Below are 22,417 nucleotides of genomic sequence, written 5' to 3'. Positions count from 1 at the left end.
CGCCTATTTAATACTGTTCAACTGTTCGCTTAGCCCAGACGACCCATCAAGATGAAGCCTACAGCTACAGCGATAATTGGAATCGCCTCTACGAGACCCATACCGAGGAACATGATACCCATCAGGTTACCACGAGCTTCAGGTTGACGAGCAACACCTTCAATTGTTTTAGAGATTACGTTACTTGCACCAAAAGCACCACCAAGTGCTGCCAAACCGAAAATAAGACCCATAGCAATAGCTACACCCATAACTTCCATGTTAAAAATACCTCCCTAAATTGTTGTTAACCAAAACTAGATTTTAGTGTTCATCATTCACAAGTTGTGAAATGTAAACCATAGAAAGAGTCAAGAAAATGAACGCCTGAATTGCACCTACGAAGACGGAGTAGCCGAGCCAAATAAATAATGGTGCTGCGGCCAAAACACCCCCACTCAACAGGAAGGCAATCATAATCTCTTTTGCAAAGAGGTTACCGAACAAACGCAAAGGAAGCGTCAACGGTTTAATGATAAACTCCTCAAGAATGTGAATCGGGTTGAGGAATACGTGCTTAAACCAACCACCTGGACTTTTCTTGATACCAAGGTAGTGGGAGTAAAGCAAGACTACCAATGCCAAACCAAATGTTACGCTTGGTGTAGCAGTCGGCGACTTCCACCAGATAACGTGAGCCCCTTTGTCAGCTAGCTCGTGCTCAACCGTTTCGCGCTTTTTCGCTTCGGCTTCTGGCGTAGGAGCAATCGTCAGCATCTTCATAACACTTTCGCTGATTTCACCTTTGTGCACTGTGGTGACGTTGGCGATAACACCTAGCTGGTTCCCAATGAAGATGTAGAGAAACAACGTAATACCAAGCGTCATCATCATCATGACTTTCTTGTGATCCATGTATCCTGCAGTAACATTCTTGACAAAGTCAAAAATCCACTCAACTGCATTTTGCTTAGCACCAGGTACTCCGGTTTCCAGCTTTCGCGTCATTACAAACAGGAAGATAAACACAAGCAGTGCGGTAAGAACCATCATGAGAATCGTAGCGATGTCAAATACCATGCCGCCTAAACTAAACCGTAACGTATAATGATGACCCATCTTTTCACCCCTTTCCATCGATAGATAGAGGTTGTCCGAAACTCTGTCTACACATTGCTATCGAACGCTCTCTGTTAAAATCACTTCATTAAAAGGAAATGCTGGTAACAAATCTATTTTGAATTGCGGAATACGAGTAGATAGCTGATCCCTTGGATCAAAAACAACCCAAGTAGAACTCCTGATAATGTGAACATATGAGGGAAAAGAAAGGTAGTATAGGCAGCTAGCCCGGCAATCATGAACCGAAGCATCGTGCCCGTTCCTTTTGGTCTGATATTAGGGTCATCTGCCATTTGTCCAACAACCCAGACCTTGCTTGCGAGAACGCTGGTATTAATGATTCCTGTCACTGTTCCAAGCACTAAACTCTGCAAAAAAACCTTGTGTTCAGGCAATACAATCATCAGTATCACAAACAATGCCATACACCATAAAGAATAGCGAAAAGTCTTTCGCATCGCTAAAGCAAACGCTTCCATCGTTCGTCACCCCCTACAGATACGGGCGAATGAGTCGATAGACAGTGTATACACCAATAGCAATCCCTGTAATCAAGCCGATAAGCAAGAACCAAGGATCAGTCGCTAGTAGGCGATCCGCGTATCTGCCGATCATAAAACCGGCAACCACACAAATGGCAAAGTCAAGACCAAGTACGCTGACCAAACCAAGTGCTCGCCATGGATTGTCAAGTTTCGCCAGTTTATCCTTCTCCTTTCACATAAGGAGAGGGCACACAATTTCCAAATGCCCTCATCCATATTAACGAAGATTTATTCCCTTTGTCAACGCAAGCGTTTCGGTGTACACAAAGCGTTCACAATTTAAAAATTAAATTTTCTCGACAATTGTGGAGACGCCCTGTCCCCCACCAATGCAAAGAGTCGCTAAGCCATATTTTGCCCCTTCGCGCTTTTGCAATTCATGGACGAGCGTGACCAAAATTCTCGCGCCACTCGCACCGATTGGATGTCCCAAAGCGATGGCTCCACCGTTGACATTTAGCTTCTCACGATCAAAGTCCAGTGCTTTGCCAACAGACAGTGATTGGACGGCAAAAGCTTCGTTTGCTTCGATCAAATCGATGTCAGCAATCGACAGTCCCGCTTTTTCCAGTACGCGTTTGGTCGCAGGAACCGGACCGTACCCCATGATGCTCGGATCAACACCTGCACTCGCATTGGCTACGATACGAGCAAGTGGCTTCACTCCCAGCTCTTCTGCTTTCTCGCGCGTCATAATCAAGAGAGCTGCTGCTCCATCGTTGATGCCGGATGCATTCCCTGCTGTCACGGTTCCATCCTTTTTAAATGCAGGCTTCAGCTTGCCTAGCGCTTCGGCTGTCACGCCAGCACGCGGGAATTCGTCCACGGCAAACAACACTGGGTCACCCTTTCGCTGCGGGATCGGAACCGGCACAATCTCTTCTTGAAAACGACCACTAACGAGCGCTTGCTGAGCCTTTTCTTGGCTCCACGCTGAAAACTCATCCTGCTCTTCGCGTCCGATTTCGTATTTGGTGCAAAGATTCTCCGCCGTAATGCCCATGTGATAGTCGTTGAAAGCACACCACAGCCCGTCGCGAATCATGGAGTCTACTACTTTCTGATCTCCCATGCGGTAGCCTGAGCGCGCTCCTTCCATTAAGTATGGTGCCTGGCTCATATTTTCCATCCCACCAGCCAAGACAACTTCTGCCTCACCAGCAAGGATTGACTGAACGGCCAAATGAACGGCTTTTAGACCTGAACCACAAACCTTGTTGATTGTCAGGGAGGGAACTTCATGAGCAAGGCCCGCGTGAATAGAAGCCTGGCGCGCCGGGTTTTGACCCAAGCCTGCTGACAGTACATTCCCCATTATCACTTCATCGACCGCATTCTTGGAAACACCTGCACGATCTAGCGCTGCTTCCAGTACAATCCCGCCCAGCTTTGTCGCGCTGACACCTGCAAGCGTTCCTTGAAAGCTACCTATAGCAGTGCGCACAGCACTCGCAATGACGATTTCTCTTTGACTCATCTTCCACACACCCCTCGAATACACAGGATAGGCAACCTTCTTAAGATTCCATCTTTTCATGATAATTCCTGCCAGGAAATCGCTTTCTTTTCCAATTCATGAAAAACCGTCACAGCTCTTAGAGAAGAGTGTGACGGTCTGAATGATTTATAGAAGTGCTTCTGCCATTTCATCGACGATATTGTTGATGGCAATCGGGCCGTAATAGGCGATCCACACGGTTGTGTTTACCTCGTACACCTTATTTTCCTTGGCTGCTTTTAGCCCTTTCCAAATGGAGCTGTTTTTGTACTCGTCCGTTAATGCTTGATTCGCTTTGTCCGTTACGACAAATAGGTGATCGGCATTTACCTCTGGCAACACCTCCAGAGAAATCATCGTAGCTGTATCTGATTTATCCATCGCTGGCTTGGGAGGAGTCAGTCCCAAATCGGAATACAAGATAGCAGCCGTACGGTGTTCAACTGTGTGCAGTCGAATAGCATTGTCACGAGGACGAATAAGTGCGACGGACTCACCCTTGAGCTTGGTTGCGAATTCTGCTTTCAATTTGTTCGTTTTCTCTTGGTAGTCTTTTACGATTTGCTCAGCTTGTTGTTCTTTTTCGAGAATTTTTCCGAAGGTAATCAGCGTCTCTCTCCAGTCTTCATTACGGTCAAACATGATGGTTGGAGCGATTTTGTTCAAATTATCATAGATTTTATCTTGAAACTCCGTGCATATGATCAAGTCAGGCTCCATAGCAACTACCGCTTCTGAATTGGGCTCGTCTTTTGTTCCGAGTACGTGAACATCTTTTAGCTTGTCCATGAGATACTCTGGAAACTTCGAACCGTCCCCCGTTGTAATGACACTACCTGCAGGCAGCTCGCCCAAGGCAATCATCTGATCTGCGTATTGCGTATCCAGCACAGCGATTCTGACTGGTTTAAAATCAAGCGTCAGCTCGCCTTTCATGTGCTTGATTGTACGCGTATCGCTTTTCTTCACTTCTTGATTCGCGCTAGATTGCGTGGTATTCGACTGTGTCGCCACCTGATTCGAAGCGCCTGCTGCTGCGTTCCCCGAATTGCTAGTATTCGAACCGCCGCCTGAGCAGGCTCCCAGCAGCAAGGTAAGGCTCAGCATCAGGTTCAGCGCCAGCATCGCTTTTGTACTCTTATACATCGGTACGGCTCCTCCATCTCTTGATCCCAGGTGATTTTGATTTTCATTTTCAATGTGATCATTATATTTCCACAGCTTTTGACCAGCAATGGAATATCGCGACAAGAGTAATGGACTTTGGCGACGAATTTCCGATGTCAACGGATTTTCCTTATACAGAGAAGGGGAGAAGCCTGTATATTTTTTAAAGATACGACTGAAATAATAGCTGTCTGTATAACCTACTGATTCCGCTACCTCTTTTAGTCCCAAATTCGTTTGACGCAGTAGTTCCTGCGCTTTTTGAATGCGCACCTGGATCAGATAGTCGATAGGGCCGACCGCTAGCTGGGCTTTAAAGGTGCGTTGCAAAGATCGGGAGCTGCAGTTTAAGAGCGCAGAAAGATCATCGAGTGTGAACGTCTCTGCGTAATGCTCCTCGATATACCTGACGGCCTGAACGACCAAATTCGGTACCGTTACCCCTATTCCTTGCAACTGCATCTGTGCCATTAGCTCACATACGAGTTGATAAAGCAGGGCCTTGGCTCGCAGCTTGTCCAGGTTGCCGTTCTGATTCCATACTTGCTGCATACGTGATATCGCGACAAATACATTTGCCTGATGTATGGGGGTTAATCCGTATTGGATGTGAAAAGGTTGTGCTTTCTCCAGTAAACGTAACAACTCCTGCCGACAAGGCAATGGTAAATGAGCTTTGTACAAAATCAGATAGTATTCCAGCTCATCCTTTATTTCCTCGATGTCCACGTAAGTACCTTTGCCAGCATGGACCATATAGCAATTCTTGATAGCATGTACATTCCCGTCAAGACGAATCAGACCACTGCCTCTCACCGAAAATAGAAAGGCACTAGCCGGCAATTGATAGGATCGCAGCTGCTCTCCGGCTCGCATGACGATATGCCGTACATCATGTAATCGTACACTTGCCTGATTCCATAGAAAAATATGATCATCCACGTTCATTGTCCCACACTCAACTCCTTGATAGCCCTCCCATCGTTCTTCTTTTCATTCTATTTGATAACCATTCTCATTTCTATAGCAAAAATCATAGAGAGCACACTACCTCGATGAAACCGCGCGAACGTAAATCACTTCGTAGGTGACAGGGATGCCCGTTTCTCTTTTATACGTCTGCTCATAGTAACAAATCATTTCTGCAAGGAGTTTTCTGCGTCCTAGACCGCTCCCTTGCTCCATACTTGCACTAGCGCCCACCGCTTTCACGGCATGCAAGAAATCCCGTACACCTGGGTAAGTTAGCCGCTCATATTTCCTCATCACCTCTATATCCGTAAAGCCTGCTTGCTCCAATAGCTCGTGCCAATCACGTGCGGAGTGAAACTCCAAGCCATGGCGCACTCCCTTTTCCCCCAAAATCGCATGAGCATTCGCAAACGAATCATGCAGCTCCCAAAACGTATCGGGTCCAAATGTTGAAAAAACCAAAGGTGCTCCGGGCTTCAGGATTCTTCCCAATCCTTTTAGCGTATGCGCTGGCTTGGCAAACCACTGAAAGCACGCTCCTGAAACTATCAAATCCTTTGACTTCGCCTGTTGTTCCCAAACCCATTCTTCCGCATCAGCTTGAGAAAATGAACAAGTCAGGCCATGCTGTTCCAGATTGTTCTTCGCCTGCTCCAACATGCCCGATGCAATCTCTACCACTTCGTAATGGGCAGCAGAAAAATGGCTGCGAATGACGCGGGTTAATCCCCCTGTCCCACAGCCAATCTCTAGAATGTTTCGCACCTCGTTCTCGTTCGTTATTTCTGTAACTATTTGACTCAAATGATCGGCCATCTTCTTTTGTACGAGTGCGTATTTTTCGTATGAGACAGCCTTCTCACTAAATCGGCTGCTGATTGCTCTCTTCTGCAAGCTGCTCCACCATCCTCTTTAGCGAATCTCCTACAACCTCCGGAACAAATACATGCGGAGCATGACCACAGTCAGGAATTTGCACGAAATGGGCACCTGCAAGGCTACTCGCCAGTTCTTCTCCGGCTGCGAGCGAACAGATAGCATCCTCCCTACCATGAATAACGAGAGTGGGAGTAGTCAGCGAAGACAGGAACGGGCGGCAATCCTCTCCTTCTAAATAGGTCAAGCCCGCGATCAACGCTGCCGTACTCCACTTCTGGCTGTCCACCCCCACGTGCAAGCCTATTTGCTTACGCTCTCCTGGTGTTAGCATCTGTTCAACAAATGCGTCCATCACCCGCTCCCGTGCTATGGAAAGCTGTCTTTTCATCCTTTGCAAAACAACAGGATGCCATCCTTTGCGAAGGTCATGCTGTTCACAGGTAAAGCGTGCTGTGGTGCCGATCAAAACAAGTCCTGAGACCGGGTACTGAGCAGCAAGACGTATGCCGAGCATCCCTCCCATGGACCACCCCACTACAATCAGCTCCTGGTCCAAAAGAGAACGGGCTTCCTCTTCTACTCTCTCGTAAAATTGCAAGGAATCAGTGACGTCCGAATAAGTAGGCGTGATGTGCTGATAGGAAGGAAATTGGGAGCGAACTGCATCCCAGCTGCAATCTGGCATTCCCCACCCGGTTAGCCACAGCATCACTTTTCTCACGATATCGTCCCTCCTTTATGAAGCTCGTTCCTGATTTCGCTCACTTGCTCGCAAGCCCACTCTAGCTCTTCGCGCGTATGGGCAGCCATCACTGTAAAACGGATACGGGCGGTTCCCTCTGGCACGGTAGGTGGTCGAATCGCCACTGCTGCAATCCCCCGTTGCCGAAGCCTTTTGCTGAATTGCAAAGTCCACTCATTCTCTCCTAACGTGAGCGGGATGATTGGCGTATCTTCTTCGTCTACGGTAAACCCGCGTGAGCGAAGCAACTGGCGAAACACGAGCGCATTCTGCCTCACCGCTTTTCTTCGCCAAGACTCTGTTTGTACCAAAGACAACGCCGCCAGATTCGAGCCGATCACAGCAGGGGGCAGGGCTGTCGAATACACCAGTGAGCGCGCTTTTGTCATCAAGTAACGAATGATAATCTCATCTGCGCATACGTATGCCCCATAAACACCAAATGCCTTGCTAAAGGTTCCCATCAAAACATCGACTTGTCCGGCAATGCCCAGCTCGTGGCACAAGCCCTGCCCTTCTTCACCACGCACTCCCCCTGCATGGGCTTCGTCAACCATCAGCATGGCATCGTAACGATCTCGCAGTTGTACCAATTCAAGTAGGGGAGCTTTATCACCGTCCATAGAGAATATGCTGTCCGTGACAATCCACTTCCGTCTTGCATCCTGGTGCTTTTTTAGCAAAAATTCCAGATGGTCCATATCGTTATGTCTGTACCGAAAATGCTCCGCCCGACTGAGCACGATCCCATCGACGATGCTGGCGTGATTCAACCGATCACTAAAAACAGCGTCGCCTCTTCCGGCTAGCGCTGCAATTACCCCTGTATTTGCCTGATAGCCGTTTGCAAAGACAAGCGCCCCTTCTCTCTCCTTCCACAGCGCCAATTGTTGTTCCAGCACGTTATATAATGCGTAGTTGCCATGGACGAGACGAGAGGCAGTTCCTCCTGCCCCCCACTCCTCTGCTGCCTTCTTGCCAGCTTCCACGATTCGTTGATCATGGGCCAAGCCCAAATAGTTGTTCGATGACAGGTTTAATAACGGTTTCCCTTCGACCTGAATCCACGTGCCTGCGCGATCACTGGCTGACTCCACGGTGTTCCATTCTCTAGTCAGCGATTGTTTGCGCAACGAATCATATTCTTCTTCCAGCCATGTGTAGCGTTTATTCATAACTGACCTACTGTCCTACAGCGCACACAGCTCGATTTCAAACCCGAGGTCTTCAATCATCTGATGGTCTGTCGTGATTTCCTGCCCGGGCGTCGTCAAATAGTCCCCCACGAACAATGAGTTAGCCGCATACAAGGAGAGCGGCTGCAACGTGCGCAAATTCACTTCGCGACCACCCGCAACGCGAATTTCTTTATCTGGGCAAATAAATCGGAACAAGGCGAGAACCCGAAGAGCCTTCATTGCTGGAGTGCGTCCTTTATCCTCCAACGGGGTTCCGGGAATCGCATTTAAAAAATTGATCGGGATGGAATCTGCTTCGAGATTGCGCAGGGCAAATGCCATTTCGACGATCTCTTCATCGCTCTCCCCCATGCCGATGATCACGCCTGCGCAGGGCGACATCCCTGCTCTTTTCACGGTATCGACTGTCTGTACACGCTGATCGTATGTGTGCGTTGTCGTAATCGCTTCGTAATGATTGCGACTCGTGTTGAGATTATGGTTGTAGCGGTGAACACCTGAATCTTTTAGGCGCGTTGCTTGTTCGTCGCTTAATATCCCAAGGCACGCACAAATTTTCAGCGGCATCGTTTCGCGGATTTCTTTGACTGCCTCGATGACCTGGCCCAGCTCTCTTTCTGTGGGACCACGTCCTGAGGCGACAATACAGTATGTACCTGCTTTTCGATTCATGGCTTCTCGCGCACCTGCGAGCAATGTCTCCTTGTCCAGCATCGTGTACTTGAATACGGGAGCATTCGAAACAATCGACTGCGAGCAGTAACCGCAATCCTCCGGACATAGGCCGCTCTTGGCGTTGATGATCATGTTCAGTTTGACCTTTTTTCCGAAAAAGTGCTTTCTGACGCGAAAAGCTTCGTTCATGACCAGTAGCAGCTCATCATCAGACGCTTGCAATACCTTCATTGCCTCGTCCTGTGTAAACTCTTCTTTCTTGATGGCTTTGCTTGCGTACTCCTTCCAATCCAGACAGGCGCTTTGCTTCATTTTCTCGTCTCCTCTTTCTATTATTTATGGCTCCATTGACACAACTGTCCGATGTCTACACATTCTTGGATCAGCTGCGTCAACTGCTGGCGCTCTAACGGTTGGTCTATCCATGGAAGCACGCCCCATACAGGAACTCCCCCGTAGCTCTCAATCATGCTCGCGTTTGTTTTGACACTCTCATCGGTGACACCAGCAGAGTTGTTTTGATTCAGGATGACACCTACAACCTCGATCCCGAGTTCCCGTGCATACCAAACGGACAAGAGCGTATGGTTAATCGTACCGAGCCCAGCCCGCGCCACGATGAGCATAGGCAGATTCAGTCGAGCAGCAAGATCCGCCATCGTTTCGGTTGGAGTCAATGGCACAATCAGACCACCAGCTCCTTCGACAAGGATTGCCGGATAACGTTCCATCAGGGGTCTCCCGCAAGCGATTACTTCCTCCATGGTCAAGGTTTTCCCCTCTGCTTCCGCAGCCAGAGACGGGGTAAGCGGCGCCTCAAAACAGAGCGGAGCTATCTCCTCACACGAGTCAGGCACTCCACTCCACGCTCTCAAGTGCATAGCGTCACTGCCCTCATCATGTGCTCGTGCTCCTGACTGGACTGGCTTCCAAACCCCTATGTCCACTCCTGTCTCACGCAACACGGATGCGATTCCGGCAGTCACAACCGTTTTGCCTACCCCTGTATCTGTTCCTGTGATGAACAATCCGGAAAAGGGTCGATCAGTCACATCAATCACTCCTCCGTTTCACCTGTCGTTACATCCTGAATCGATTCCGTCAAAATCCGAACCATGTCAGCCAATTCTTCCGTTGTAGATACAAGCGGCGGGATAAAAACCATGACGTTGCCCAATGGCCGTGTCAGAAGCCCTTTTTCTCTCGCTATCTGACAGACACGCACACCGATCCGCTCATTCCAGTGATAGGGCTCCTTGGTCTCTTTATCCCGAACCAGCTCGATTCCCGCCATCAAGCCTTTTTGCCGGATATCGCCTACATAGGGCAGGTCGCGAAGTGGCACTAGCAATTGATCCAGATCGGTTGCTTTTTGTGCTACCTGTTGAACGACTCCGCGCTCCTCCATCAGCCGCAGGTTGGCGAGAGCAACTGCACAGCCAAGTGGATTTCCCGTGAACGAATGTCCGTGAAAGAAGGTTTTCTGTTCCTCATAGTCGGCGAAAAAGGCATCATAAATCTGCTCGGTTACTAAGGTAGCCGCTACTGGCAAATACCCTCCCGTGAGCCCTTTTGCGACCGCCATAATATCTGGCACGACTCCATCATGCTCACAAGCGAACATTTTGCCCGTGCGTCCAAATCCTGTCGCTACTTCGTCTGCGATCAGCAATACATCATAGGCGCGCAACAGCTCCGCGATTTTTTTCAAGCAACCGTCCGGCATGATAATCATGCCGCTTGCTCCCTGCACGACAGGCTCCACGATCATCGCCGCAATCTCATGAGCTCTTTCCTTCAACAAACTTTCCAGACTGCTCAATGTGGCCTGAACGGCTGCTTCTTCGCCACCCTGTCGGTATGGATAAGGGTATGGAATGACATGTGGAGAAAAGAGCAGTGGTTTGTAGACCTGATGGTAGAGCGGAATGGCTCCCACACTGGTAGCTCCAATCGTATCCCCGTGATAGGCATTGTTCATTGTGATAAACGAATACTTGCCAGTCTGCCCGCGATTTTGCCAGTATTGGAACGCCATTTTCAATGAGATTTCGACTGCCGTTGCCCCGTTGTCAGAGTAAAAGACTTTGCTCAGTCCTTTTGGAGCGAGGTTGATCAGCTTTTCCGCTAATAGAATGGATGGGACATTTGCCATGCCGAGCAAAGTAGAGTGGGCAATCTGGTCGAGCTGTTCCGTGATCGCCTGATTCAGCTCGGGAACGTTGTGCCCGTGGACATTCAACCACACGGAGGAAAAACCGTCGTAGTAAGCCTTGCCGTTCACATCGAACAGCTTGATCCCTTCTCCTCTCGCAATAATCAGTGGCTCCTGTGCGACGTAGTCTTTCATTTGGGTGAAGGGATGCCAAACGTATTGCTTGTTTTTGGCAGAAAGCTCTGCATAATTATTTAACAACCAAATCACAACCTTGGTTAACATATATTTGTTAACCGTTATTTTAAAATGGTTAACCTATTTTAGCAAAGCTTTTTTCTTCGACATGGAAAAAAGAAAAAAGGCCAAGCTCCTCTTTTTTAGAGAAGCTTGACCTTTTTCTATTGTCATTCTTACTTGGCTTGATGCAAGATGCGATATAGCGCAACGACACACACTGCTCTCGTCGTCGGTTTATTCGGCTGATAATTTCCTCCAACTGGATCAATCAGACCGAGTCCGACCATGTTGTTGATGGATGTAGATGCCCAGGATGGCCATGTCCCTTTATCGGAGACCTTTTTCGTCGCTCCCTTTTTATTCACGAGACGATCGAGAATGACTGCGGCCTCTGCGCGAGTCACCGGCTGATCTGGACGGAAAGTATTATCGTTATAGCCCTTCACCAGGCCTTTGGAAACAGCAACCTGTACGGCACCTTGCGCATAGGAAGGCACCTTATCCTTGAATTTCAGCTTTGGTGAGGATGGGAGCTCCCATTCAAAAGTGCGCGCGAGCAAGGTGACGAACTGTGCTCTTGTCAAAGAAACCTCTGGGCCGAACGTCGTCTCCGTCAAACCCTTTACGTAGCCCTTTTCCGCCATGTAGGTGATTTCTGCCTTGGCTGGATGCTTCGCGATATCACTAAATCCAGCGCTGTCCGTGCCTGCATTGTCCAGGTAGTACGGAATGTATTTGCCGTAGCTATTGACTTCATATACCCACTGACCTTGAGCATTCAGGGTTCCTAGCAGCGGATCCAAAGTATTGTTTACTTCGTTTACGTACAAGAGCCCAACGCCTTTTCCAGCGAGCCATTGCTTCGGTGCCAAGGTCAACTGAATCGACGAAGTTGAAATTGCGTCCTCTTGTCCTGCTTTTAGTTCGCCCGGCTTAATCGTAAACGAATAATCAGCAGGCACATATCCTGGCATCGGCTGAGTCACGATCGACTCCACATCAATCAGCGCACTATCCAGGTAAGGCGCAGTATTTGCTAAGGAATAATGGAGATCCAGCTCCGCCCCGAGAGACATGCTGCCTGGCAGTTCAGGAACAACGGCTACATCGCTCGGTTGACCTGTCTGGTTGCCCAAGAGGAGCGAGAATTCGTCGAAGTACAGTGTTCCTTTGTCGTGTGTAATGCCATCATTGGCTTGGTCAACGACATACACACTCTTGAGCTGCAATGGATACGCAACATTGCTCGGGAAGTAGCCTTTAACCTGCTTCCACCCTGTCCAATTGATCTCTTTTGCCAGATCGACGTAGACTGCCTTGCCGTTTGCATCGACTACTTCTGCACGGAGCCAATGTCCGCTGTTGTCACCATTGACCCACAAGCCCAATCCGAGCGGTTTGCCAGGAATGGTCACAGGCTTTACCCCCAGAACGCCATACGAAATCCGCATGTTGTTCGCTGGTGCTCCAGAGAAGTTGTACACCAGCTTCGCTGCCTTTTTCGTGCGGAATGTCTGATCGGAAACGAGCCCGAACGATCCAGCGGAACTGATGCTGGATGGATTTGCCGCATGGTACATACCAACCTGATTATCGAAGGTGAGCCATGGCTGCTCAAATTGTCCGACAGCAAATGGTACGCTTGTCGACACGCCATCATACGTAATGGTCAGGGTTCCGTTGCCCGGCTCATTGCCTGCTACCAGTTGCAGATTGTCGTTAATCGTCGCTACAGAGGAATCGACACTCGCTTTTACGCTAAGTGGCGTCGCTTGTACGGTAGAACCCTTCTTCGTTTTGATTTTGACATCGAGATTAAGGGATTGTCCCGGTGCAATCGTGATCGGATTCGGGGAAACGACGATTTGCTGCACATCGTTGCCGGAAATGACTTGAATGTCTTTATTTTGCGTCACATTGCCCAATCGCGCAGTCAATGTGATCTTGCCGGAGCGAGCTGGTGTGAATTGCTTGCCATTTACATTTCCCGCTTCGGACTGACTGGCATCCCAGCTCACATCGCCTGCATTGATCGCGTACGGTTGGTAGTGAACGTCATATCCCTTGGATGCGCTGAGCGAGATCGTTTGTCCGATGAGCACATCTGCTGGTACATCGATTTGGAAGCCTTTCAATTCTCCAGCAGGTGCCGTGTTGTATACGGCCAGTCCAGTAGGCACACGTCGCTCAGCACCGCCGCTCGGCTTATTCGACAGATTCGCGTGTGTCTCACCCAGCATGCGAGCTGCCATGGTCGTAGAGCCACCACCATCAAAATTTACAGCCCGAAAAGAACCGAGCTCCGCCATGATTTTTGCTAGTTCATCCAAATAAACGCCTTGGCTCGCATCGATCGTGACCATGTACAAGGTCTTCCCGTCCTGGGAAACACCGACCGCTGTACGCGCCGTTTTGTTTGTGATGGACTTGTCCGCTGGAAAGGACGAAAGTGCTTTCCCTTGATCAACCAAAAGAACATTGCCACCCACCGCATGGTTCAAGTCGAGTGTCTGTGGTGTCGTTTGATACTCAACTGTTGCAGTAGCGCCTACTGGGAAGTTTTGTTTGAGAAACGCTCCTGCTGCTCCATGTCCCCAAAGGACATAGCCGTTGTAAGGTATGTATACGCCAGGTTGATTCACACGAACTTCTTTGGCTACGTTGTCTACAAACAGAATCTCGACGACATCTTTGTAGCCCGATATCGTCCCCAAGCTGGTTTTGCCAAAGGAAGGGGTATAAACGTTCAGTTGGTTCTGGTGACTTTTTCGTCCGTCACTCGGGTTGTACTCTTCCTTGTTGACACCCTGAATCGAATAGGTAGCGCCATTAGGAGCAGTAACCTTGCCGCCAAAACCAAACTTATCGACAATGGCCATCTTGTCTCCGGTCAAGCCTAGGGCGTACCAGTAGGAGACCAAGCCCATGGAAGAAATGAGTTCATCGTCTTTCATGACAATGCCAAACGGCGCTCCCCGCTTCGACATGTTAAAAAAGTCGGCATTGATCGCTGCTACAGCTCCGGTTTCACGCGCCATTTGTGTAACCGTCTGCCTGTCTGTCAGCTTGCCTTTCGTCCCGTATACCGGTTTGACCTCAACGTAAGGATTATTCATGTCAACCTTGGTCACCATGATCGTGACGACTTGGTTGGCAAATGATTTCGTATATTTCTGCAAAGTGGTCCCCTCACCAATTGGGGTTTGCCACATCATATTCAATGCACTGGTCTCCGCTCTGGCGTGTGCGACATTGGTCGCAAACGGCACAAACGGAACAAAAGCTCCCCAGGCCATGGTCGTGGCCGTGAGCAGCGTCACTATCCTTTGCGCTCTCATGTTGGTAACTCCTCTCCGTATTCCAAACTCTATCTTTTTTCCATCTAAGCCAAGTAACTAAATATTAGACGCAAAAAATCATGGATAGTTTCGCCAATTCTCTCGATTCTCCATTAGAAAAACATACCAAATCGTCAGTCTTCGAAACCAAAAAAATTCCCGTTACCAACAAGAAACCCGCCCGGTTTTGACGAACGGTACCTGGCGGGTTTTCCTAGCTGTATGTTACTGACCTGGTTTGAAAGGCTCTGGCTGTTCAGCTCGCAAACCAAAATGATAGAGGATTGCTTCTACGATTCGACGGGAAGCCTCGCCATCCCCGTACGGGTTGACAGCGTGCGCCATTGCATCGTAAGCCGCTTGGTTGGTCAGCAATTCTTTTGCCATTGCATAAACTTGCTCTTCGTCAGTTCCCACGAGCTTCAACGTGCCTGCTTCAATCCCCTCAGGACGTTCTGTCGTATCGCGCAGAACCAGGACTGGTACGCCAAGAGACGGCGCTTCCTCCTGCACCCCGCCAGAATCGGTCAGGATGAGATGGGCACGACGAGCGAAGTTGTGGAAATCAAGGGCATCCAATGGTTCGATCAACGAAATGCGATCGTGGTTTCCGAGAATCTCCTGCGCTACTTCTTGTACAGCAGGATTCAAGTGAACCGGATACACAACAGCAATCTCAGGATGCTCGTCCACTAGTCTTCGAACTGCACGGAAAATACGGCGCATCGGCTCGCCCAAATTTTCGCGGCGGTGTGCCGTCATCAGCACCAGCTTCTGACCAGCTACGCGATCAAGTACCGGATGCGTGTAATCCTCGCGAACCGTTGTTTTCAGCGCGTCAATTGCTGTGTTTCCTGTCACGTAGATGCTCTCTTCCGGCTTTGCTTCGCGACGAAGATTGTCAGCCGATCCATCGGTCGGAGAGAAGTGCAGGTCAGCCATTACACCTGTCAACTGACGGTTCATCTCTTCCGGGAACGGCGAGTACTTGTCCCATGTGCGCAAGCCCGCTTCCACGTGTCCGATCGCGACTTGATTATAAAAAGCAGCCAGACTCGCCACAAAAGTGGTTGTCGTATCCCCGTGTACGAGGACAATGTCCGGTTTTACTTCCTTCATCGTTTCATCCAGGCTCTCCAATGCGCGAGTGGTCACACCCACTAACGTTTGGCGATCCTTCATGATGTTCAAATCAATGTCTGGTTGAATATCAAAAATGTCCAAAACCTGATCGAGCATTTGACGATGTTGGGCCGTCACGCAAACGACCGATTCGATCTGTTCACTGTGCTTGTTCAATTCATGGACAAGCGGCGCCATTTTGATCGCTTCTGGACGTGTTCCGAATACCGTCATTACTTTTACAGTTTTCATACGTTTTTCCCTCTCCGACTACTTCGTGCCGTACAAGCGGTCACCCGCATCGCCCAAGCCTGGCACGATGTATCCATGGTCGTTTAAATATTCATCAACAGCTGCTACGTAAATATCTACATCAGGATGCTCGTCCTGAACCAGCTTGATGCCTTCTGGAGCAGCGATGAGGCACATCAGCTTCAAGTTTTTCGCTCCACGTTTTTTCAAAGCAGTAAGAGCAGCAACAGCAGAGCCCCCAGTCGCCAGCATTGGGTCAGTTACGATCAACTCACGCTCAGCAACATCGGATGGCAGCTTCACATAATACTCAACAGGCTGTAGGGTTTCCGGATCACGGTAAAGACCTACGTGTCCTACTTTGGCAGCAGGGATCAGCCTCATCAGGCCATCCACCATACCAAGACCAGCGCGCAGAATCGGTACCAGCCCTACTTTTTTACCAGCAATTACGTTCGACTGACAGGTAGCCACTGGCGTTTCGATGGTGGTTTGCTCCAACGGCATATCACGAGTAATTTCATAGCCCATCAGAGTCGTCACTTCATCTACCAGTTCGCGAAATTCCTTGGTCCCTGTATTCTTGTCACGAATATACGTAACTTTATGCTGAATCAGCGGATGGTCAAACACATATACACGGCTCATGTCATTTCCTCCGTTTCCCTATCAATGCATCCTTTCTATAATAGCGGGTGAGAGTGACGCCGTCAATTTGCCTAATCTTCGTACTTTTTCGCATCCTCGATCCCTAGCTACAGCCGGGAAGTGGAAAAAAAGCAGACCCGTATGGGAAAATTTCCACTGGGTCTGCTTCTCGTTGGCTTGCTTAGATATTCAATCCTTCGTACATCGGGAAACGTTGGCACAAAGCTGCCACACGTTGGCGTGCTTCTTCGTGCTTCGCAGCATCCTCTGGGTTTTTCAATGTCAGAGCGATAATTGCTGCAACTTCTTTCATCGCTTCCTCATCAAAACCGCGGCTCGTTACTGCTGGCGTACCCATGCGCACACCGCTTGTAACAAACGGGCTTTGTGTATCGTAAGGAATGGTATTTTTGTTTGTGGTAATGCTTACTTCGTCCAACAAATGCTCAGCTACTTTACCTGTCAGGCCGATTTTGCTTACATCAACCAATACGAGGTGGTTATCCGTTCCGCCGGAAACGAGCGTCAGACCTTCCGCAGTCAGCGCCTCAGCAAATGCACGTGCATTCTTGATGATGCGAGCTGCGTAATCCTTGAACTCTGGTTGCAGGTTTTCGCCGAAGGCAACCGCTTTTGCTGCGATGACGTGCATCAACGGACCACCTTGAACGCCTGGGAATACGGATTTGTCGATGCCTTTCGCGAATTCTTCCTTGCACAAAATCAAACCGCCACGTGGTCCACGCAGAGTCTTGTGCGTCGTAGAAGTAACGAAATGCGCGTGCGGTACTGGGTTTGGATGCAGACCTGCCGCAACCAGACCAGCGATATGCGCCATATCCACCATGAAGTACGCGCCCACTTCATCCGCGATCTCACGGAACTTGGCAAAATCAATTGTACGCGGATAGGCACTCGCACCGCAAACGATCAGTTTTGGCTTGTGCTCCAACGCTTTTGCACGAACAACTTCATAGTTGATCAGGTGCGTATCTTCGTCTACACCGTAATCAACGAAATTGTACAGAGTACCGGAGAAGTTTACTGCACTACCATGCGTCAAGTGACCACCGTGGGACAGGTTCATTCCCAACACAGTATCGCCTGGCTGAAGAATGGTGAAGTATACAGCCATGTTCGCCTGAGCACCGGAGTGTGGTTGTACGTTTGCATGCTCAGCGCCAAAAATTTCTTTTACGCGGTCGCGCGCGATGTTTTCCACGATATCCACATACTCGCAACCACCGTAATAGCGGCGACCTGGATATCCTTCTGCGTATTTATTCGTCAAAACGGTTCCCATTGCTTCCATAACTGCGCGGCTTACGAAGTTCTCAGAAGCAATCAGCTCAATCTTGTCGCGTTGTCTTCCGAGCTCCAGTTGAACGGCTTCCATGACTTGCGGGTCTTGATTACGCAAAAAATCTAGCATAATAGTTTCTCCTCCTTAAAAGTTCGTGATCATAAAGTGGGCTTGTCCCACATTCTTTTTACGTGCAGCTTTCATTCGATGGTGTCTTCTCATACACGGCACGCGGTCCGCCAATCAGCTTAGGACGCGTACGCGCTGCCGTAACATGAGCTTGTCCAACGAGACGCTGTGTCGGACGCACCGGTACTGCCACATGCTTCAGATGCATGCCGATCAGCGTATGGCCGATATCAATGCCTGCGTGCGCGCGAATGTGCTCCACAACGGCTGCATCCGTGAACTGTGTAAACGCATGCGCAGCCATAGAGCCTCCAGCAGTCGGAACGGGAACAACCGAGACCTCTTCCAGTCCGTATCGCAATGCAACATCACGCTCGACGACCAGAGCCCTGTTCAAATGTTCACAACATTGGAAGGCAACAGCAAAGCCGCGCTTTTCTACAACAGATTGAATCCCACGATACAGAGCCTTCGCTACATCTTGGCTGCCAGCTTTACCGATATGCTCCCCGAGCACCTCGCTGGTACTGCACCCAATCACCATGAGTTGCCCGGCTTTCAGCTCTGCCATATCAGCTACTTCTTCGACAATGTCACTGATTTGTTTTTCGATAGCGGATAAATCCACTTACTTCACTCCCGCATGCTTCGCTTCAATTTGGGAAATCTTTTCCACACGACGCTCGTGGCGACCACCTTGAAACTCTGTTTCCAACCAAATTTTCACGATATCAAGCGCAAGACCCGGTCCAATGACACGCTCACCCATCGCCAACACATTGGTGTTGTTATGCTCACGGGTAGCGCGTGCAGAAAACGTATCATGCACAAGTGCACAACGGATGCCTGGAACCTTGTTGGCTGCGATCGACATGCCGATACCTGTTCCGCAAACGAGAATGCCTCGATCAAACTCCCCCGCTGCCACCTTTTCCGCTACTGGCAAAGCATAATCGGGATAATCAACCGATTCCTCGCAGGTGCAGCCGAAGTCTTCCGTCTGGATGTTCATGGAGGCCAGCAGAGACTTGATCTCCTCTTTTAGCTTGTATCCACCGTGATCAGCAGCAAGTGCTACTTTCATCTGTCATCCCTCGCTTGTCTCATAATCTTCGTCTAGTATACATCAAAAAACAACAAGTAAAAAGTGAACATTTTTATCAAATGACTAAAAATCGTTCGTACTCTCGCAAAAAACAAGGCCCTGGCTATATACCAGCACCCTATTCATCCACTGATTTACGAAGACCTGGGTCCTTGAGCATCAATGAGAGCCTTTCCAGTGACTCTTCGATTTCTTCGGCACACCTGCGATAATCCATCAGTGATCCCCCATACGGATCAGCAATATCACTAAAGCCTTCTATCCCAACGAACTCCTGCAGGGTATGCACCTTTTCAGCCGCTGAGGGGAAATACGTCAGGATCGCTCGCTTGTGACCGTGCGTCATCGTCAAAATGACATCAGACCATTCAATCAACCCTTCGTCTACCTTGCTGGCCTTATGATCGTGGGCAACTCCTCGTTCTTCTAATACTTGTTTGGCGTGCAAGGAGGCATCCTGACCGGCAAATGCCGCCACTCCTGCTGAGCGTATCTCAAGCCCCTGTCCATCTGTCTTCGAACGGAACAACGCTTCTGCCATTGGGCTTCGGCACGTATTTCCCGTACAGACGAAAAGTATCCGTTTCACGTATCGTTCCTCCTCTCCTATTAATTAGTCCGGTTATATCATAAATTTTAACCCAAAACCAAACAAAATAAGTCCACCTACTAATTCGCTATAATCCCCAAGCCACCCTCCCACACTCCTGCCTAACAATAAACCGAAGTAGGACATGGTGGCACCCATTATTCCAAAAAGGGAGATGGCCAAAATTCTATTGACCTCGATCAAGCCGAACGAGAAACCGACGGTGAAAGCATCCAGGCTGACACTTAATGCGAAGAGCATAAGTCCGAACCCTTTTGTCTTCAATACACTTTTTTGATCCCCTTGGACGAAACCATTCCATAGCATATGCAAGCCGATGATCATCAGGACACCGCCGCCAATAAACACGGCTATATCTCCAACCAAATCGGACAAGTATGCTCCAACAACAATCCCGATGATCGGCATCATAATGTGAAACAGTCCGATGGTGATACTCACTTTGATAATCTCTCGTAACCGAATCCCGACCATCCCTACGCCAATTCCCAACGAAAAGGCATCCATACTTAAGGCGAAAGCAATAATGAGCAACGTCAAAAATTGCCCCCATTGAAATAACACCTGGTCCAAGCAGCTCCCCTCCCGTCTCTTCACCTTATGCGGACAAGGGGGAGTTTAGGACAGGTTTACACGGACAAGACTCGGCCTCCAGCAGCCTTTTCCAAGCGATTCATTACGGCCATACCCAACCCGTTTCGCGGGAAAGTCTCACCGACTATATACTGCACCTCTTGATCGTCGAATTCTCGCAGCACAGCATAAAGCTGTTGGGCAACCATTTCCAGATCCGCTTGTGATCCGACCACAAGAACGACATCTGCCGCCGCGTGACTTTGCCAAAAAGGAGCTGTTTCTTCCGTTGCCAGCACACCCGTTTTTTGACCGTGCTGCTTCGCCTGTTGCAGCATGTCTTCCATTTTCGCCCGAACTTTTTCACTCTCTCCTGACACGAGCCACATTTCGCCTTCAGGAGCGTAATGCGTATATTTCATCCCTGGAGAGCGCGGTGCCTCGGCTGCTCCCACTTGAAAAGAAGGGTCGAGCTCCACGTAGCCAATCACTGGTTCCATTTGCTCCCGTGTGATGCCGCCTGGGCGCAGAATCATGGGCGGGTCCTGCGTAACATCAATAACCGTAGATTCTACCCCAACACCTGTTGCCCCACCATCGACCACACCTGCTACGCGTCCATCCAAGTCAGCCAATACATGCGCCGCTGTCGTTGGACTCGGACGTCCAGAGCGATTGGCACTTGGAGCTGCAATCGGTACCCCCGCTTCCTTGATCAAAGCCAAGGCAATCGGATGATCAGGCATGCGAACCCCGACTGATTCCAGACCTGCCGTTACCAGCGAAGCTACTTGATCCGTTTTTGGCAAAATCACCGTCAACGGTCCAGGCCAAAATGCCTCCATCAGCTTTTTCCCTTTCTCCGGAACCTCACTTGCTACTGTGGACAACTGGTCCCACGCCCCAATATGTACAATCAGCGGATTATCGCTGGGTCTGCCTTTTGCTGTAAATATTTTTTCCACTGCTTCATTTGATAATGCATTCGCTCCCAAGCCGTAAACCGTCTCCGTGGGAAACGCGACAACTGCCCCTTCTCGAAGAAAACGGGCTGCATCCACAATCTGTGCACAACTATGCTGATTTTCCACATCGTTATCCACAGACCAGGCTTTTGTCACAAAATTCATTTCCATCGTTAAAAAATCCTTTCTCTAGCTCGTTTCTTGGTAAGGAGTGCCTTAAGTATAGATGTGCACCAAAAAGTTTTCAACAGGCTGTGGGTAACTTGTGAATAACTTTTCTGAACAGCGTGGAAAAGAGAACATTGTTACCTTTTTTTAACTTCATCCGTCTCAACCGTGTAGTAGAATGAACACGAAAACAAAACAATAACTTTCCCTTTATCGAAAGGACCGTGAATGATATGTCATCTTTTAAATCCTTAGCTTCCAGCCTGCTTGGAACAGCTGTATTGTTAACAGCTGTCGCTGCTCCAGTATTTGCAGCACCAGCTTCACCTGCAACCTCCACAAAGCCTGCTGTACAAGCGCCAAAGCCAAAAGCTAACGGTGTCGTGTTCACACCAAAAACCATTACGGTCGATACGAAAGAATTTCAAGGTAAAGTATCCATCCCAGTGATTAGCGGGATGAAGGATAAAGCTTTTGAAGCAAAACTGAACGCTACTCTGCTAAAAGAAGCACAAACAGGCTTGGCGGAAGGACAAAAAGCCGGCAAAGAAGATGCGGCAGAAGCGAAAAAAAACGGATGGGAGCCACGTCCTCATGCACTCGACATCTCCTATGAGGTATACCATGCTGGTAATCTCGTTTCTTTCTCCGTACAGACGTACATTTATACAGGCGGAGCACATGGCATGACGGATGTTTCGTATTACAACATCGATAATCAACCCAAATCAAAACAATTGAAGCTGGCTGACCTGTTCCAGTCTGGCCATGACTACCGTACCATTTTCAATCAAATCATTTTGCAACAAATAAAAGAAGAAACCGAGGAGGATGGCTTTAATCCTTACGATGGATTTGAAAGCATCAGAGAGGATCAAGGCTTCTCCTTTAAAGATGGCAACCTGATGATCCATTTTGGTCAATACGAAATTGCCGCCTATGCAGCGGGAATGCCAGAGTTCGCGATCCCTGCTCAGCGTTACCAAGATTTGTTGAAGTCTGAGATTCGTGAGGCTTTGTTCAAAAAGTAA

The 22,417-nt window shown here is 49.1% G+C and carries 22 protein-coding genes; 1 reads left to right on the top strand and 21 read right to left on the bottom strand.

Annotated elements, in window-relative coordinates:
- Nucleotides 1-29: 29 nt before the first annotated feature.
- The 21 genes from atpE to HPY28_RS15205 form a co-directional block, all read right to left on the bottom strand.
- Entirely contained in the window at nt 30-260 is a 231-nt protein-coding gene (gene atpE / locus HPY28_RS15305; RefSeq protein ID WP_017252354.1) for a F0F1 ATP synthase subunit C, read from the bottom strand.
- A 43-nt stretch (nt 261-303) separates the two neighbouring features.
- A complete protein-coding gene (atpB, locus tag HPY28_RS15300) occupies nt 304-1,098 on the bottom strand; it encodes a F0F1 ATP synthase subunit A (protein WP_017252355.1) in 795 nt (264 codons plus the stop codon).
- Nucleotides 1,099-1,211: 113 nt separating this feature from the next.
- The gene (locus HPY28_RS15295; RefSeq protein WP_017252356.1) at nt 1,212-1,580 is read right to left on the bottom strand and encodes an ATP synthase subunit I; all 369 of its coding nucleotides are present in this window, start codon (nt 1,578-1,580) and stop codon (nt 1,212-1,214) included.
- 13 nt (nt 1,581-1,593) lie between these two features.
- Nucleotides 1,594-1,767, bottom strand: a complete 174-nt coding sequence (locus HPY28_RS15290) for an AtpZ/AtpI family protein (protein WP_017252357.1) — start codon at nt 1,765-1,767, stop codon at nt 1,594-1,596.
- 165 nt (nt 1,768-1,932) lie between these two features.
- A complete protein-coding gene (locus HPY28_RS15285) occupies nt 1,933-3,123 on the bottom strand; it encodes an acetyl-CoA C-acetyltransferase (RefSeq protein ID WP_174230861.1) in 1,191 nt (396 codons plus the stop codon).
- Between the two features lie 147 nt (nt 3,124-3,270).
- Nucleotides 3,271-5,259 carry an AraC family transcriptional regulator gene (locus HPY28_RS15280; RefSeq protein ID WP_174230860.1) on the bottom strand — a complete coding sequence of 663 codons (1,989 nt, stop codon included), beginning with the start codon at nt 5,257-5,259 and terminating at the stop codon, nt 3,271-3,273.
- 99 nt (nt 5,260-5,358) lie between these two features.
- A complete protein-coding gene (gene bioC, locus HPY28_RS15275; protein ID WP_017252360.1) occupies nt 5,359-6,177 on the bottom strand; it encodes a malonyl-ACP O-methyltransferase BioC in 819 nt (272 codons plus the stop codon).
- Nucleotides 6,146-6,883, bottom strand: coding sequence for an alpha/beta fold hydrolase (locus tag HPY28_RS15270; protein ID WP_017252361.1), 738 nt, complete (start codon nt 6,881-6,883; stop codon nt 6,146-6,148). Before HPY28_RS15270 ends, bioC begins: the two co-directional genes overlap by 32 nt.
- Entirely contained in the window at nt 6,880-8,079 is a 1,200-nt protein-coding gene (gene bioF, locus HPY28_RS15265) for an 8-amino-7-oxononanoate synthase (protein WP_174225213.1), read from the bottom strand. Before bioF ends, HPY28_RS15270 begins: the two co-directional genes overlap by 4 nt.
- 15 nt (nt 8,080-8,094) lie before the next feature.
- Nucleotides 8,095-9,090 (bottom strand): biotin synthase BioB, encoded by a 996-nt coding sequence (gene bioB, locus HPY28_RS15260; protein ID WP_174230859.1) that lies wholly within the window; start codon nt 9,088-9,090, stop codon nt 8,095-8,097.
- 20 nt (nt 9,091-9,110) lie between these two features.
- Complete coding sequence (gene bioD / locus HPY28_RS15255) at nt 9,111-9,830, bottom strand: dethiobiotin synthase (RefSeq protein ID WP_173623332.1); 720 nt, start codon at nt 9,828-9,830, stop codon at nt 9,111-9,113.
- Between the two features lie 5 nt (nt 9,831-9,835).
- A complete protein-coding gene (gene bioA, locus HPY28_RS15250; protein WP_174230858.1) occupies nt 9,836-11,218 on the bottom strand; it encodes an adenosylmethionine--8-amino-7-oxononanoate transaminase in 1,383 nt (460 codons plus the stop codon).
- Between the two features lie 128 nt (nt 11,219-11,346).
- Nucleotides 11,347-14,511 (bottom strand): phosphodiester glycosidase family protein, encoded by a 3,165-nt coding sequence (locus HPY28_RS15245; protein ID WP_174230857.1) that lies wholly within the window; start codon nt 14,509-14,511, stop codon nt 11,347-11,349.
- Between the two features lie 225 nt (nt 14,512-14,736).
- Nucleotides 14,737-15,885, bottom strand: coding sequence for a non-hydrolyzing UDP-N-acetylglucosamine 2-epimerase (gene wecB, locus HPY28_RS15240; protein ID WP_173623329.1), 1,149 nt, complete (start codon nt 15,883-15,885; stop codon nt 14,737-14,739).
- A gap of 18 nt (nt 15,886-15,903) precedes the next feature.
- Nucleotides 15,904-16,533 carry a uracil phosphoribosyltransferase gene (gene upp / locus HPY28_RS15235; protein ID WP_007725492.1) on the bottom strand — a complete coding sequence of 210 codons (630 nt, stop codon included), beginning with the start codon at nt 16,531-16,533 and terminating at the stop codon, nt 15,904-15,906.
- 181 nt (nt 16,534-16,714) lie between these two features.
- The gene (locus HPY28_RS15230; protein WP_017252368.1) at nt 16,715-17,965 is read right to left on the bottom strand and encodes a serine hydroxymethyltransferase; all 1,251 of its coding nucleotides are present in this window, start codon (nt 17,963-17,965) and stop codon (nt 16,715-16,717) included.
- Nucleotides 17,966-18,023: 58 nt separating this feature from the next.
- On the bottom strand, nt 18,024-18,593 hold the full coding sequence (locus tag HPY28_RS15225; RefSeq protein WP_173623328.1) for a TIGR01440 family protein: 570 nt from the start codon (nt 18,591-18,593) through the stop codon (nt 18,024-18,026).
- Nucleotides 18,594-19,049: a ribose 5-phosphate isomerase B gene (gene rpiB, locus HPY28_RS15220; protein ID WP_017252370.1), complete on the bottom strand. Its 456-nt coding sequence runs from the start codon at nt 19,047-19,049 to the stop codon at nt 18,594-18,596.
- Nucleotides 19,050-19,188: 139 nt separating this feature from the next.
- The gene (locus HPY28_RS15215) at nt 19,189-19,659 is read right to left on the bottom strand and encodes a low molecular weight protein arginine phosphatase (RefSeq protein WP_017252371.1); all 471 of its coding nucleotides are present in this window, start codon (nt 19,657-19,659) and stop codon (nt 19,189-19,191) included.
- 33 nt (nt 19,660-19,692) lie between these two features.
- Entirely contained in the window at nt 19,693-20,253 is a 561-nt protein-coding gene (locus HPY28_RS15210; RefSeq protein WP_017252372.1) for a manganese efflux pump MntP, read from the bottom strand.
- A gap of 56 nt (nt 20,254-20,309) precedes the next feature.
- A complete protein-coding gene (locus tag HPY28_RS15205) occupies nt 20,310-21,389 on the bottom strand; it encodes an L-threonylcarbamoyladenylate synthase (RefSeq protein WP_017252373.1) in 1,080 nt (359 codons plus the stop codon).
- A 230-nt stretch (nt 21,390-21,619) separates the two neighbouring features.
- On the opposite strand from HPY28_RS15205, the gene HPY28_RS15200 reads away from it, so the two are divergent.
- The gene (locus tag HPY28_RS15200) at nt 21,620-22,417 is read left to right on the top strand and encodes a DUF3298 and DUF4163 domain-containing protein (protein ID WP_017252374.1); all 798 of its coding nucleotides are present in this window, start codon (nt 21,620-21,622) and stop codon (nt 22,415-22,417) included.

This window comes from Brevibacillus sp. HB1.2 (genome assembly GCF_013332495.1).
GTDB lineage: Bacteria > Bacillota > Bacilli > Brevibacillales > Brevibacillaceae > Brevibacillus > Brevibacillus porteri.
The sequence above is the reverse complement of the archived record's forward strand: the minus strand, read 5'-3'. Positions and strand labels throughout refer to the sequence as shown.

What these genes read in the sequence shown, in the direction of transcription:
- HPY28_RS15285 (WP_174230861.1), bottom strand. Translation starts at nt 3,123, where the DNA reads ATGAGTCAAAGAGAAATCGTCATTGCGAGTGCTGTGCGCACTGCTATA.
- atpE (WP_017252354.1), bottom strand. Translation starts at nt 260, where the DNA reads ATGGAAGTTATGGGTGTAGCTATTGCTATGGGTCTTATTTTCGGTTTG.
- bioF (WP_174225213.1), bottom strand. Translation starts at nt 8,079, where the DNA reads ATGAATAAACGCTACACATGGCTGGAAGAAGAATATGATTCGTTGCGC.
- HPY28_RS15230 (WP_017252368.1), bottom strand. Translation starts at nt 17,965, where the DNA reads ATGCTAGATTTTTTGCGTAATCAAGACCCGCAAGTCATGGAAGCCGTT.
- HPY28_RS15205 (WP_017252373.1), bottom strand. Translation starts at nt 21,389, where the DNA reads ATGGAAATGAATTTTGTGACAAAAGCCTGGTCTGTGGATAACGATGTG.
- HPY28_RS15245 (WP_174230857.1), bottom strand. Translation starts at nt 14,511, where the DNA reads ATGAGAGCGCAAAGGATAGTGACGCTGCTCACGGCCACGACCATGGCC.
- HPY28_RS15280 (WP_174230860.1), bottom strand. Translation starts at nt 5,259, where the DNA reads ATGAACGTGGATGATCATATTTTTCTATGGAATCAGGCAAGTGTACGA.
- bioA (WP_174230858.1), bottom strand. Translation starts at nt 11,218, where the DNA reads ATGTTAACCAAGGTTGTGATTTGGTTGTTAAATAATTATGCAGAGCTT.
- HPY28_RS15295 (WP_017252356.1), bottom strand. Translation starts at nt 1,580, where the DNA reads ATGGAAGCGTTTGCTTTAGCGATGCGAAAGACTTTTCGCTATTCTTTA.
- atpB (WP_017252355.1), bottom strand. Translation starts at nt 1,098, where the DNA reads ATGGGTCATCATTATACGTTACGGTTTAGTTTAGGCGGCATGGTATTT.
- bioB (WP_174230859.1), bottom strand. Translation starts at nt 9,090, where the DNA reads ATGAAGCAAAGCGCCTGTCTGGATTGGAAGGAGTACGCAAGCAAAGCC.
- HPY28_RS15200 (WP_017252374.1), top strand. Translation starts at nt 21,620, where the DNA reads ATGTCATCTTTTAAATCCTTAGCTTCCAGCCTGCTTGGAACAGCTGTA.
- upp (WP_007725492.1), bottom strand. Translation starts at nt 16,533, where the DNA reads ATGAGCCGTGTATATGTGTTTGACCATCCGCTGATTCAGCATAAAGTT.
- rpiB (WP_017252370.1), bottom strand. Translation starts at nt 19,049, where the DNA reads ATGAAAGTAGCACTTGCTGCTGATCACGGTGGATACAAGCTAAAAGAG.
- wecB (WP_173623329.1), bottom strand. Translation starts at nt 15,885, where the DNA reads ATGAAAACTGTAAAAGTAATGACGGTATTCGGAACACGTCCAGAAGCG.